The organism is Pseudomonas sp. NyZ201 (assembly GCF_049860765.1).
GTDB lineage: Bacteria > Pseudomonadota > Gammaproteobacteria > Pseudomonadales > Pseudomonadaceae > Aquipseudomonas > Aquipseudomonas bharatica.
This window is the reverse complement of sequence record NZ_CP187557.1, coordinates 3,881,177-3,894,400: the sequence shown is the minus strand read 5'-3', so window position 1 is coordinate 3,894,400 and position 13,224 is coordinate 3,881,177. Positions and strand designations below refer to the sequence as shown.

The window sequence follows — 13,224 nt, the reverse complement described above, 5'->3', positions numbered from 1 at the left end:
ACCGTCGCTATACGCATGGGCGATTGCCAATGTCGTAGGCGCCGGAGGATTGTAGTTGTATTTATATTTTTTTGTATACAGTTCCGGCGCTACGGTCCCTGCCGTTGCGCCGGGTGTTCAGTGGCCAGCGGCCCTGAGGCGTTTGGCATCGATCGCGCAGACCAGATTGCGCAGCTCCCCGAGGATCGATTGGCGCTGCAGGGGCTCCCACTGTGGGGTCTCGTCCCTGCGCGCGATCTCTTCGCCGCTGGCGAAATAGTCGGTGAAATAAACCCGGCCGAACTGGGCCGTTTCGTCCCGTTCGCAGTTGATCACCCGCAAGGCGCTCGAACTGCGCACATAGGTCTTGCCAGCGCCGATCTGCTCGGGCTTGCCGTAATTGTGAACCAGGTTGAACTGGCGCAACTGCGGCTTGCCCTGGTAAAGGGCGACGGAGTTGGCCGCGAAGAAACTGGCCACTTCGGGCGTGGACATGATTTCGAACATGCCCGCAGGCTTGGCCGGCGGGGCAGCCGGCGTCGCTTCGGGCTTCGCCCCATCATGGGCGCAGCCGGCCAGGAGCAGGGCGGCGGTCAGGCACAGGACAGGTTTCATTGCCCGGCTCCTGGTACGACATCCGGGCGCTCGCGCTGCAGCAACGCGGTATCGATGCTGCCTTGCAGCGAGCACAGCAGACGGGTCTTGCCGTCCTCGGTGCTGAGCATCAGCAGCTTTTCCGCAGAGCCTGCCGCCGGCGCAATGCCCGATGCCGCGCTCGGGTTGTCCTGCCAGGCGTCACTGCCGCGCGGTTTGATCTGCGGCCGGGAAATGAAATATTCCCCGGCTTCTTCCCAGTGGGCCTGGGGCAGTTTCGCCATGACCTCCTCGCGGCTGGCCACGGTTTCGAAGCCCCAGAAGTAATAGGTACCTTGCGCGCCCAGGTCGAAGGCCCGGTCATACCAGGCGGTCAACGGCAGGCCGTTGTCATCCACGGGATGGGCAAAGGTCAGCAGCGCACCCTCCGGGCTCGTGCGGTCGGCGACCGATATCCAGGCCACGCCGGCCTTGTCGTCCTGGCTCAGCTTCACCTGACGGGCCAGTTCGCCACGTTGGGCATGCAGGTTCTTGAAGAACGAAGGCTGGCATTGCAGCAGCCCTTCGGCCAGGCCGGTCGCCAGCGAGTTGCCGGCCCACAGGCCGAGCAGCAGCGCGAGGGCGGGTTTGATCGTGCGGGGGGAAATGCGGGTCAGTTCCATTGAGACGGATATCCTGGACGGGTGGGAAACTACGGATGCAGGGCCGGGAAATCCACTTCGTAGATGCCTCGCTCGGCCCGCATCGGCACCGGTGCTGTGATCGCCCTCAGGTCGGTGAGTTCCCAGGCGAGCCAGCCTTCTTCGTGATAACTCGCACAGGCCGCCTCGATATCGCCGACTTCGAAGGGGCGAACCGCCTTTACCCGCACGATGGCGACGGCAACTCCATCGTCCTGCTCACCGTCGTTATGCAAAAAGCGCTTGTTCTCGACGATCAGCAGGTCCTCGGAGGGCTCAAGGCCAGGCTGCCAGCGACGGATTTCGAGGGTTTTCTGCCCGCAGGCGATCCTCGTGCCGCCGGGGCTGACGATGGACAGGGCTTTCATGCGCATTCCGGTTACTCCTCCAACGGGCCACCACGGCACTGCTGTCATGCCTGTGTGGCGGCCCGTGCCGGGATGGCGGCAAGGATAACTAGATTTGAACCCGCCTGCGCAGCTCTCGTGCCGCAGCCACCATGTTCACCAGTGCCGCTTCGGTTTCCGGCCAGCCGCGGGTCTTCAGGCCGCAGTCCGGATTGACCCAGAGTCGCTGGGCCGGAATGCGCCGCGCGGCCTTTTCCAGCAGCTTGATCATTTCGTCCTTGCCCGGCACCCGCGGCGAGTGGATGTCGTAGACCCCGGGGCCGATCTCGTTCGGGTAGTCGAACTGCTCGAAGGCGTCGAGCAGTTCCATGTCCGAGCGCGAGGTTTCGATGGTGATCACGTCGGCGTCCATGGCCGCGATCGATTCGATCACGTCATTGAACTCGCTGTAGCACATGTGGGTGTGGATCTGGGTTTCGTCGCGCACGCCAGCGGCACACAGGCGGAAGGCTTCGGTGGCCCATTCCAGGTAATGCCCCCAGGCGCTGCGACGCAGCGGCAGGCCTTCGCGGAAGGCCGCTTCGTCGATCTGCACGATGCGGATGCCCGCGGCTTCCAGGTCCTGCACTTCGTCGCGGATGGCCAGGGCCAGTTGCCGGGCCTGGACCTCGCGGCTCACGTCTTCGCGCGGGAAGGACCACATCAGCATGGTCACCGGGCCGGTGAGCATGCCTTTCATGACCTTGCTGGTCAGACCCTGGGCATAGCTGATCCAGTCCACGGTCATCGCCTGCGGACGGCTCAGGTCGCCGAAGATCACCGCCGGTTTCACGCAGCGCGAGCCGTAGCTCTGGACCCAGCCGAAGCGGGTGAAGACGTAGCCGTCCAGTTGCTCGGCGAAATACTCGACCATGTCGTTGCGTTCGGCTTCACCGTGCACCAGCACGTCGAGCCCGAGGTTTTCCTGGATTTCCACGGCGTGGCGGATTTCGCTGTGCATGGCTTCGACGTAGTCGGCCTCGGTCAGCCGGCCTTGCTTGAAGGACTGGCGCGCCAGGCGAATGGCGGCGGTCTGCGGGAACGAGCCGATGGTGGTGGTGGGGAACGCGGGCAGGTCGAGGTGGGCGCGCTGTTTGCCGATACGCTGGGCGAACGCCGAATGACGCTGGCTGTCGGCCGGCTTTATCGCTGCCAGGCGAGCCTGCACGGTGGGCTTGTGGATGCGAGGCGAGGCAGCGCGGCTGGCCTGCACGGCGCGGCTTTGCTCCAGCGCACTGCGCACGTCGGCGGCGTCTGGCTGGTCGATGGCCTTGGTCAGCAGGGCGACTTCCCGGCATTTCTGCACGGCGAAGGCCAGCCAGCTTTTCAGTTCGGCATCCAGCTGGTCTTCACGCTCCAGATCCACCGGGCTGTGCAGCAGCGAGCAGGATGGCGCAATCCACAGGCGATCGCCCAGGCGCTCGGCAGCGTGACGCAGCACCTCCAGGGCTTTTTCCAGGTCGCAGCGCCAGACGTTGCGGCCGTTGACCACGCCCAGGGACAGGATCTTGTAGGCCGGCAGGCGGTCAAGGATGGTCGGGTACTGCTCGGGGGCGCGCACCAGGTCGATATGCAGGCCGTCCACTGGCAGGTTGGCGGCCAGGCCGAGATTGTCCTCCAGGCCGCCGAAGTAGGTGGCGACCAGCTTCTTCAGCGGTTCACGCTGGATCAGGTTGTAGACGCGCTCGTAGGCGTTCTTCCAGTCCTGGGGCAGGTCGAGGGCCAGGATCGGTTCGTCGATCTGCACCCATTCCACGCCTTGCGCGGCCAGCCGCTGGAAGATCTGGCCGTACAGCGGCAGCAGGCGGTCCACCAGCTCCAGTTTGTCGAAGTCGCCACCCTTGGCCTTGCCCAGCCACAGGTAGGTCAGTGGCCCCAGCACCACCGGCTTGACCGCATGGCCCAGCGCCAGGGCTTCATCGACTTCCTCGAACAGCTGTTCCCAGCTCAGTTCGAACTGCTGGTCGGCCGTGAATTCGGGGACCAGGTAGTGGTAGTTGGTGTCGAACCACTTGGTCATTTCCTGGGCATGGGCGCCGCAGCACCCTTCGCTGACGCCGCGGGCCATGACGAACAGGGTGTGCAGGGTCGGCTTGCCGGTGTGGTTGCGGAAGCGCTCGGGGATCACGCCGAAGGTCAGCGAATGGGTCAGGACCTGGTCGTACCAGGCGAAGTCGCCGACCGGCAGCAACTCGATCCCGGCATCCTTCTGCACCTGCCAATGGCTGGCACGCAGCGCGCGGCCCACGGTGCGCAGGCCGGCTTCATCCAGCTCGCCTTTCCAGAAGGCTTCCTGGGCCTTTTTCAGTTCACGGTCGCGTCCGATGCGCGGGAAACCGAGGTTGTGTGCCAGTGCCATGCTGCAATCTCTCCATCGAAAAAATCAGTGGAGGGATTTTCGGGATTGCGCTGTGGTGAGACAAACTCATTTTATTCGCGAAGAACTTTAGGTTTGCTCATGGTCTTTAAGCCTGCCCGAACGCCGCTCCGCGCTCGGGAAGCTGCTGCGCCTGGATTTCCTGTGGCAGTGCCGTGACCTTGATCGCCCGCACCGGCACGGCGAACTTCGCGCCGATCCTGGAGAAGCGCTCGAGCAGGTGGAAATTGATCGCCTGCTGGATATCCATGTACAGGTTGTAGCCCGGGTCCTTGACGATATACACGCACTCGAACTCCAGCGCTTCCTTGCCGAAGCCGCGCAGGTGGGCACGGTCGAAGCGCACCTGGTCCTGCGCGCGAATGGCCTGCTCGACGATCTCCGGTGCCTGCTTCACTGCCTCGGTCGGGGTGTCGTAGGACAGGCCGAACTCGAACACGATGCGCCGCTCCTGCAGGCGCTTGTAGTTCTGGATGGTGCTGCTGATCATGCTGGCGTTGGACATGACGATCTGTTCGCCACCCAGGCTGCGGATTCGCGTGGTCTTCAGGCCGACGTTCTCGACGGTCCCGGCCAGCGGGCCGATGACGATGAAGTCGCCGACCTCGAACGGTTTATCCACGGCGATCGCCAACGAGGCGAACAGGTCGCCGAGGATGTTCTGCACCGCCAGGGCCACGGCGATCCCGCCCACGCCCAGGCTGGCGACGAAGGCGGTGATGTTCACCCCCAGGTTGGATAGCATCGCCAGCAGTACCACCGACCACAACAGCACCCGCGCACCCCAGGCCGACAGGGTGGCCAGGGCACCGCGCTGGTACAGGCCGTCGCTGCTCTGCCGGGCGAAGTAGCGCGACAGGCCCAGGGCGATGGCACGGTTGGCCCACAGGCCGATCTGCAACGCCGCGACCACGAACCACAGGCTGCCGACCCGGTTCAGCCAGCGCTCGGGCAGGTCGAGCATGCCCAGGCCGACCAGCAGCGAGGCAAGGAACAGCAGCAGGTTGCTGGTGCCGGCCAGGACCTTGGCCAGTACCTGGCTCAGCGCGCCGTCATGCTCCGACCAGCGCCGCACCCGGCGCAGCAGGAAGCTGATGGCAGCGCGCGAGACGAGGAAGGTCAGCAACGTCACGCACAGCGCCAGGAGCAGGTTGAGAAGGGAAATGCCGAACAGCGTGGTGTCGGTGAACAGTCCGATGATGCGCTCGTTCATGGGTGGTCAGCCTCCGGGTTGTCCTCGGGTGGTTTGCTCAGGGTCCTTCTTATGGGGTGCCCTGCGACCGTCACAGTTCGATCCGATTTCACAAACCCAGCATATTGGCGTGCACGTAGTACATGATCCACAGCGACAGCCCCACCAGCAGGGCGATGATCACCACGCTGAACACCAGCGCCACCAGGCTCCAGCGTTGCTCGCGGGCGGTGGTCAGGTGCAGGAAGAAGACCACGTGCACCAGGATCTGCAACACCGCGCAGCCAAGGATCACCGCGAAGGTGACCCGCCGCGACATGCTCGGGTACAGGGCCAGGGCAAAGGGAACGAGGGTCAGGATGGCTGCCAGCAGGAAGCCGATGTTGTACGACCTGGCGCTGGACTGGCTGGCGCCGGCGCTGCTGTGAACCTGGCTTTCACTGGACATCAGATCACCCCGAACAGATAGACGACGGTAAACACGCAGACCCAGACGATGTCCAGGAAGTGCCAGAACAGGCTCAGGCAACTCAGGCGCGTGGAATTGACGCAGCACAGGCCGCGCTGCCGGACCTGGAGCATCAGCAGCGCCATCCACACCAGGCCGATCAGCACATGCAGGCCGTGGGTGCCGACCAGGGTGAAGAAACCGGTAAGGAAGGCGCTGCGCTGCGGGCCGTTGCCCTCGGCGATCAGCGTATGGAACTCGTTGAGCTCCATGGCGATGAAGCCCAGGCCGAGGACGAAGGTCACCCCCAGCCATTGCAGGACCCGGCGCTTGTCCTTGCGGTGGTTGGCGAGCATGGCGTAGCCGTAGGTGATGCTGCTGAACAGCAGCAGGAAGGTTTCGCCGAGTACGTAGGGCAGTTCGAAGATGTCCGCCGCGCTCGGTCCGCCCGCCGTGGCCTGGCCCAGTACCGCATAGGTGGCGAACAGCGTAGCGAAGAGGATGCAGTCGGTCATCAGGTAGATCCAGAAGCCGAACAGGCTCAGCGAGCCGGCATCCTCGTAACCGTGCTCCTGCTGGTGGGCGGTCTCGTTCAGGACGATCTGCGACATGGTTCAGGCCTCCGCCATCAGTTGGCGCCGTTCGGTTTCCAGGCGTTCCACTTCCCCGGCCTCGACGTAGTACTCGGTGTTCTGGTCGTAGCTGCGCACGATCAGGGTTGCGACGGTCGCCAGCAGGCTTGCGATCACCAGCCACCAGATATGCCAGACCAGGGCGAAGCCCAGCACCGTGCTGAGGGCACCGATGACCAGGCCCAGGCTGGTATTGCACGGCATATGGATCTTGCGGAAATCGGCCTTGGCCAGGGTTTCCACACCGCGCTCCTTCATTCCCCAATAGGCGTCGATGCCATGTACCACGGGCTGTTCGGCGAAGTTGTAGAACGGCGGTGGCGAGGCGGTGGCCCACTCCAGGGTGCGGCCGTCCCAAGGGTCGCCGGTATAGTCGCGGTTCTCGTGGCGCTTGCGGATGCTCACCACCAGCTGCGCGACCTGGCAGGCCACGCCGCACAGGATGATGCACACGCCGAACATCTCCAACAGCAGCAGCGGGCGCCATTGCGGTACGTCGAAGTGGTTCAGGCGCCGGGTCATGCCCATGAAACCGAGGAAATACGACGGCATGAAGGCGAAGTAGAACCCCGCCAGCCAGCACCAGAACGCTGCCCGTCCCAGCGGGTCGTAGAGCTTGAAGCCGAAGGCCTTGGGGAACCAGTAGGTCAGCCCACAGAGATAGCCGAACACGGCGCCGCCGATGATCACGTTATGGAAATGGGCGATCAGGAACAGGCTGTTATGCAGCAGGAAGTCGGCGCCCGGCACTGCCAGCAGCACGCCGGTCATGCCGCCGATACTGAAGGTGACGATGAAGCCCACCGTCCACAGCATCGGCGTTTCGAAGCGTACCCGGCCGCGGTACATGGTGAACAGCCAGGTGAAGATCTTCACCCCGGTGGGCACGGCGATGATCATGGTCATGATGCCGAAGAAGGCGTTGACGTTCGGCCCGGCGCCCATCGTGAAGAAGTGGTGGACCCAGACGATGAACGACAACAGGGTGATGACGATGGTCGCCCAGACCAGCGAGTAATAGCCGAACAGGCGCTTGCGCGCGAAGGTCGAGGCCACTTCGGAGAAGATCCCGAAGGCCGGCAGGATCAGGATGTACACCTCCGGGTGGCCCCAGGCCCAGATCAGGTTGACGTACATCATCGGGTTGCCGCCCAGCTCGTTGGTGAAGAAATGCATGCCCAGGTAGCGGTCGAGGCTGAGCATGAACAGGGTCGCGGTGAGGATGGGGAACGCCGCGAGGATCAGGATCGAGGTGCACAGCACCGTCCAGGTGAACACCGGCATGCGGAACAGGGTCATGCCGGTGGTGCGCATCTTGAGGATGGTGACGAAGAAATTCAGCCCCGTGAGCAGCGTGCCGACCCCGGATATCTGCAGCGACCAGATGTAGTAATCGACGCCGACCCCGGGGCTGTAGCCGATCCCCGACAGCGGCGGGTAGGCCACCCAGCCGGTGCGGGCGAACTCGCCGATGCCCAGGGAGATATTCACCAGCAGCGCGCCGGCGACGAACAACCAGAAGCTCACCGCGTTGAGGAACGGATAGGCCACGTCGCGGGCGCCGATCTGCAGCGGGACCACGATGTTCATCAGGCCGACCACGAAGGGCATGGCCATGAAGAAGATCATGATTACCCCGTGGGCGGTGAAGATCTGGTCGTAATGCTCCGGTGGCAGGTAGCCTGGCGAGCCGTCGGAGGCCATGGCCTGCTGGGTACGCATCATCAGGGCGTCGGCGAAGCCCCGCAGGAGCATGACAAGGGCGACGACGATGTACATTACGCCGATGCGCTTGTGGTCCACCGAGGTGAACCACTCCTTCCACAGGTAGGTCCACTTGCGCTTCCAGGTGATCGCGCCCACCCCGGCGAAGCCGATCAGGCCAACGATGGCCAGGGTGTACATGATGATGGGCTCGTCGACGGGGATGGCGTCCCAGCTCAGCTTTCCGAACATATCCATTACTCCTGGCTGCCTTGCGCCGACGCGTTCCCGGACATATCGAGACGCCGCTCGACCTCGCGGGAGCGGTTGACGCCCTGGTATTTATCGATCAATGACTGGAACAGGTGCTCGTCCACGCTGGCGTAATGCTCTACCGGGTGGGCAACGCTGGGCCGGGCCAGGCGCGTGTAGCCGGCCTGGTCCAGGGTCTGGCCCGAGGCGCGCACCCTGGCTACCCAGGCGTCGAAGCCGGCCCGGTCGAGGGCCAGGGTCTGGAAGTGCATGTCGGAAAAACCCGGGCCGTTGTAGTTGGCGGCGATGCCGGTGTAGGTGCCGGCGTGATCGGCAATCAGGTGCAGTTGCGTCTGCATGCCGGCCATGGCGTAGATCTGCCCGCCCAGGGCCGGGATGAAGAACGAGGTGATGGCGCCGTCGGAGGTGACGCGGAAATCCACCGGCGTCCCTACCGGCATGGCCAGTTCGTTGACCGAGGCGATGCCCAGTTGCGGGTAGACGAACAGCCATTTCCAGTCGGTGGCGATCACCTGGACCTGGATCGGCGGCACATCGGCCTTCAACGGACGGTAGGGGTCAAGGGCATGGGTCGAGCGCCAGGTGACCACGCCCAGAACGATGATGATCGCCAGCGGTACGCCCCACACCACCGCCTCGATAACCCGCGAATGGCTCCACTCGGGCTCGTAGCGGGCCTTGTGGTTGGAGGCGCGGTAATGGATGGAAAACACCAGGGCCATGACCATCACCGGTATCACCACGATCAGCATCAGGGCCGTGGCAAGGATGATCAGGTTGCGTTGCTCGAGCCCGACCTGGCCCTTGGGGTTGAACAGCACCATGTCGCAGCCCGACAGCAGCAGGGCGAGGGTGCCCAGTACCATCAGGCCGGCCAGCCTGGCGAGGTTGCGGTATCGCTGCAGCATGTCCCTGTCCTGTAGTTGTATCCGGATGTTTACATCTGCAGGGTTAGAAGCAGGGCAAGCGGACAGGGGTTGCGCAAAGTTCCGAATAACGCGACGAATGGTCCAGGGAGTGAAAGGCCCCGCGCGGTTCGACAGCCGGGGCCGAGGGCTCAGGCCGGATCCCGGGCCTCGCCGGCTGCGCTGGAGGCCGTGCCGCCCGCTTCTTCATGCAAGGAGATGCGGCTGGTCTCCGGCAGCGCCAGCCCGCCGATCAATGCCACCAGGGCGATCACCACCAGGTAGAACGCCGGTGCCAGGCTGCTGCCGCTGAGGCCGATCAACCAGGTCGCCATGAGTGGTGCGGTGCCGCCGAACAAGGTGTAGGCGATGTTGTAGGTCATGGCCGAGGCGGTGTAGCGGGTGCGTGTGGGGAAGGTTTCCGAGAGCAGGGCAGCCGTCACCACGCCCGACGACACGGCGCCTACGGCCAGCAGGATCACGCCGATCACCGCCGCCGCCACATTGCCGGAACTGGCCAGCCAATAGGCCGGGAATACCGCGACGATCACCCACAGACAGGTCAGGCCGATGGTCCGCCGCCGGCCGAAACGGTCGGCGAAGGCACCCGCTGCCGGGCAGGCGCCGGCGGCGAAGAGCAGGGCGATGGTCGAGACCATCAGCGCCTGCGCCCGGGTCAGGTGGCCCACCACCTGCAGGTAGGTCGCGAAGTAGGTGGTGAACATGTAGAACGACAGCGCCGTCAGCGAGATGAACGCGCCCAGGCGCAGCATCGCGCCTTTCTGCTGGGTCAGGGTTTCCCGCAGCGGCGAATGGGCGTGCTCCTTCTGTTCCGCCAGGGCCAGGCGGAAGGCCGGGGTTTCTTCCATCCGCCAGCGCAGGTACAGGCCGACGATACCCAGCGGCGCGGCCACCAGGAACGGTACGCGCCAGCCCCACTGGGCCATGGCCTCGGGCGACAGGCTGGCTTCGAGCAGATAGGCGATCACCGCAGCGCTGGCGAAGGCCGAGAAGGTCGATACCGGCAGGAAGCTGCCATACCAGGCGCGCTTGTGGTTGGGCGCGTGCTCCATCAGGTAGGCACAGGCGCCGGCGTATTCGCCACCGGCGGAAAACCCCTGGACGCAGCGGGTCAGGGTCAGCAGCACCGGCGCCATCAGGCCGATGCTGGCGTAGGTCGGCAGCAGGCCGATCAGGGTGGTGGCGGCGGCCATCATCAAGACCGTGGCCGACAGCACCCGCTTGCGTCCAAGGCGATCGCCCAGGGCGCCGAACACGATGCCGCCCAGGGGCCGCAGGGCGAACGCCACGGCGAATACGGCGAAGGTCTGCAGCAGGGCGGCGTTGGGGTCGTCGCTGGCGAAGAACTGCTTGGCGATGATGGTGGCGAGGAAGCCGTACACGGCAAAGTCGAACCATTCGACGAAATTGCCCACGGCGGCGGCGGCGGTGACCTTGCGCAATGTGGCGGGGGGGACGCTGATCGTTTCGTTCATGACCGATGCTCTCCTGGAACCTTTCAAGGGCAAAAGGGAAGGGCAGTGGAGGAAGGGGCGCCGTGCGGCGAATGCTTTTTTCCGCACGATGCAAGGCGCACGTGGCGGTCGGCAAGGCAGGTGTCTTGATCGGAAAGGTGGGGGTCGTATTCGGTGAGGGTGGGGCGTTTTTTGCTCTCGCCGCCGCTTGCAGGGACGTAGCGGTTGATATGGTTGCTTTTAGCAACTATATTTTTGCCAAAAGCAATTAACCGGATTTCTCACCATGAATACGACCTTGCAAACCGCCGACGCCATCCGCCGTTTCAACCGCTTCTATACCCGGCAGATCGGCGCCCTGGACGAGCACCTGGCGCGCACCGAGTTCTCCCTGAGCGAAAGCCGCATCCTCTACGAGCTGGGCAGCGCGCCTGGCCTGACCAGCGCCGAGCTGCGCCAACTGCTGGGGCTGGACGCCGGCTACCTGAGCCGGATCATCGCCGGATTCGAGCGCAAGGGCCTGGTCAGCAAGTCGCCTTCGCCCAGCGATGCGCGGGCCACGGTGCTGCGGCTTACCGAACAGGGCTCGGCGGTGCTGGCGTCCCTGGAACAGGCCGCTCGCGAGGAAGTCGCCGGCCTGCTCCAGGACATGCCGCCGGCCCGCCAGCAACGGCTGGTGCAGGCGATGGAGCAGATCCAGGCGTTGCTCGGCGAACGCGACGGCGCCTATATCCTGCGACCGCCGCAGGCCGGCGATATGGGCCGGGTCGTCCAGCAGCAGGCGCAGCTGTACACCCGCGAGTACGGCTGGAATTCGGAATTCGAAGCCATGGTGGCGGAGATCGTGGCGAAGTTCCTGCGCGAATCCGATTCGTCTGCGCAGCGGTGCTGGATTGCGGAAAAGCACGGCGAGATCATCGGCTCGGTGTTCGTGACTCGCCACGACGACAGCACCGCCAAGCTGCGCATGCTCTACGTGGATGCCAGCGCCCGCGGGCTGGGCATCGGCCAGCGGCTGGTCGAGGAGACCCTGCGCTTTGCCCGCGACAGCGGTTACACGCGCATCATGCTGTGGACCGTGAGCGTGCTGACGGACGCCCGGCGCTTGTACCAGAAGGCGGGATTCCAACTGGTCGAGGAGGCACCGGTGCATCAATTCGGCAAGGACCTGCTCAGCCAGACCTGGGTGCTGGAGCTGTAGGGAGCTGCCCACGCCTATCGATAACACTGATGATTACTATCGAACGGGCTGCCTGTCTTGCCGGCAAAACCGGCTCCTATAATCGCCTCCTGTTTTTTCCCCGCTCCCTGCGCCTGCCACAGGCGCCATCTCCCTTTGGAATCCATACCCATGTCAAGCGCCAGCCAGGCCCACCAGGGCCGTCCCGAACATGATCAGCAAAGCGTCAGCCAGCAGTGGCTGGCGATCCTTTCGGTCGCCGTGGGCGCCTTCGCCCTGGTGACCAGCGAATTTCTTCCGGTAGGCGTGCTCAACGACGTCGCCAGCGACCTGGGCATCAGTGCCGGGCGTGCCGGCCTGATGGTGACCCTGCCCGGGATCATGGCCGCACTGGCCGCGCCCTTGCTGTCGGTGGGTATCGGCGCGATGGATCGCCGCTATCTGCTGGTCGGCCTGACGCTGATCATGATCATCGCCAACTCGGTGGTGGCCCTGGCCAGCGACTTCAGCCTGCTGCTGTTCGGCCGCGTCCTGCTGGGCATCAGCATCGGCGGCTTCTGGGCCACCGCCATCGCCCTCAGCGGCCGGCTGGCGCCGAGGGGTGTCGGGGTAGCCCAGGCGACCTCGATCATCATGGCCGGGGTGACGCTCGCTACCGTACTGGGCGTCCCGGTCGGGACCTGGCTCAGCGACCTGATGGGCTGGCGCATGACCTTCCTAGCCACCGCGGTGCTGGGGGTTCCGGTATTGCTGGCGCAGGTCTTCCTGCTGCCGCGGCTGACCCCGGACAAGGCCATTCGCATCCATGACCTGCCGGCACTGTTCATCAATCCGCTGGCACGGGTCGGCCTGATCGCGGTGCTGCTGATCGGCCTGGCGCACTTTGCCGCGTACACCTATGTGGCGCCGTTCTTCAAGCAAAGCTCCGGTTTCGATGCCCCGACCATCGGCTCGCTGCTGTTGCTGTACGGTGTGGCCGGCGTGATCGGCAATCTTTTCGCCGGCTTTGCGGCCAACCAGAGCGTGCGCTACACGCTGCTGCTGGTGGCCTTGATGATCGGCACCAGTACCGCGCTGTTCCCCCATTTCGCCACCGGCCTGACCGGTGCGGTGATGCTGATCGCCCTGTGGGGCTTCGCCTTCGGCGCCTTCCCGGCCTGCGCCAGCATCTGGATGTTCGTCGTCGCACCCAAGGACGTGGAACGTGGCATGCCGCTGTTCGTCGCCATGTTCCAGGTGATCATCGCCCTGGGTTCGTTCTTCGGCGGGCGCATCGTCGACCAGTTCGGCAGCGCCTTGCTGCTGAGCCTGGCCACGGCGCTGGTGGGTTGCGGCTTCGTGACCGTGCTGGTGCTTGGGCGCAATGTCAGCAACAGCCTGGCGGCGCAGGCGGGCTGAC

The 13,224-nt window shown here is 64.7% G+C and carries 12 protein-coding genes; 2 read left to right on the top strand and 10 right to left on the bottom strand.

The window, feature by feature from the left end:
* Positions 1-117: 117 nt before the first annotated feature.
* The 10 genes from ACPFMA_RS17265 to ACPFMA_RS17220 all read right to left on the bottom strand — a co-directional run bounded on the left by ACPFMA_RS17265 (position 118) and on the right by ACPFMA_RS17220 (position 10,666).
* Positions 118-594 (bottom strand): surface-adhesin E family protein, encoded by a 477-nt coding sequence (locus tag ACPFMA_RS17265; protein WP_279898555.1) that lies wholly within the window; start codon positions 592-594, stop codon positions 118-120.
* Complete coding sequence (locus ACPFMA_RS17260; RefSeq protein ID WP_425928299.1) at positions 591-1,235, bottom strand: hypothetical protein; 645 nt, start codon at positions 1,233-1,235, stop codon at positions 591-593. The genes ACPFMA_RS17265 and ACPFMA_RS17260 overlap by 4 nt, the downstream gene beginning before the upstream one ends.
* A gap of 29 nt (positions 1,236-1,264) precedes the next feature.
* Positions 1,265-1,627, bottom strand: coding sequence for an ASCH domain-containing protein (locus tag ACPFMA_RS17255; RefSeq protein WP_420059188.1), 363 nt, complete (start codon positions 1,625-1,627; stop codon positions 1,265-1,267).
* Between the two features lie 82 nt (positions 1,628-1,709).
* Positions 1,710-3,998 (bottom strand): 5-methyltetrahydropteroyltriglutamate--homocysteine S-methyltransferase, encoded by a 2,289-nt coding sequence (gene metE / locus ACPFMA_RS17250; RefSeq protein WP_425928298.1) that lies wholly within the window; start codon positions 3,996-3,998, stop codon positions 1,710-1,712.
* A gap of 106 nt (positions 3,999-4,104) precedes the next feature.
* Positions 4,105-5,229: a mechanosensitive ion channel family protein gene (locus ACPFMA_RS17245; RefSeq protein ID WP_064304016.1), complete on the bottom strand. Its 1,125-nt coding sequence runs from the start codon at positions 5,227-5,229 to the stop codon at positions 4,105-4,107.
* Between the two features lie 88 nt (positions 5,230-5,317).
* Entirely contained in the window at positions 5,318-5,656 is a 339-nt protein-coding gene (gene cyoD, locus ACPFMA_RS17240; protein ID WP_009406455.1) for a cytochrome o ubiquinol oxidase subunit IV, read from the bottom strand.
* Positions 5,656-6,267, bottom strand: a complete 612-nt coding sequence (gene cyoC, locus ACPFMA_RS17235) for a cytochrome o ubiquinol oxidase subunit III (protein ID WP_037062104.1) — start codon at positions 6,265-6,267, stop codon at positions 5,656-5,658. Before cyoC ends, cyoD begins: the two co-directional genes overlap by 1 nt.
* A 3-nt stretch (positions 6,268-6,270) precedes the next feature.
* A complete protein-coding gene (gene cyoB / locus ACPFMA_RS17230) occupies positions 6,271-8,244 on the bottom strand; it encodes a cytochrome o ubiquinol oxidase subunit I (protein WP_425928297.1) in 1,974 nt (657 codons plus the stop codon).
* 5 nt (positions 8,245-8,249) lie between these two features.
* Entirely contained in the window at positions 8,250-9,173 is a 924-nt protein-coding gene (gene cyoA, locus ACPFMA_RS17225) for a ubiquinol oxidase subunit II (RefSeq protein ID WP_425928296.1), read from the bottom strand.
* A gap of 149 nt (positions 9,174-9,322) precedes the next feature.
* A complete protein-coding gene (locus tag ACPFMA_RS17220; RefSeq protein WP_425928295.1) occupies positions 9,323-10,666 on the bottom strand; it encodes an MFS transporter in 1,344 nt (447 codons plus the stop codon).
* 265 nt (positions 10,667-10,931) lie between these two features.
* Here ACPFMA_RS17220 and ACPFMA_RS17215 point away from each other — a divergent pair, with 265 nt between their 5' ends.
* Positions 10,932-11,846: a bifunctional helix-turn-helix transcriptional regulator/GNAT family N-acetyltransferase gene (locus tag ACPFMA_RS17215; protein ID WP_420059192.1), complete on the top strand. Its 915-nt coding sequence runs from the start codon at positions 10,932-10,934 to the stop codon at positions 11,844-11,846.
* 150 nt (positions 11,847-11,996) lie between these two features.
* Positions 11,997-13,223 (top strand): MFS transporter, encoded by a 1,227-nt coding sequence (locus ACPFMA_RS17210; protein WP_064304020.1) that lies wholly within the window; start codon positions 11,997-11,999, stop codon positions 13,221-13,223.
* The last annotated feature ends 1 nt before the right edge of the window (position 13,224 follow it).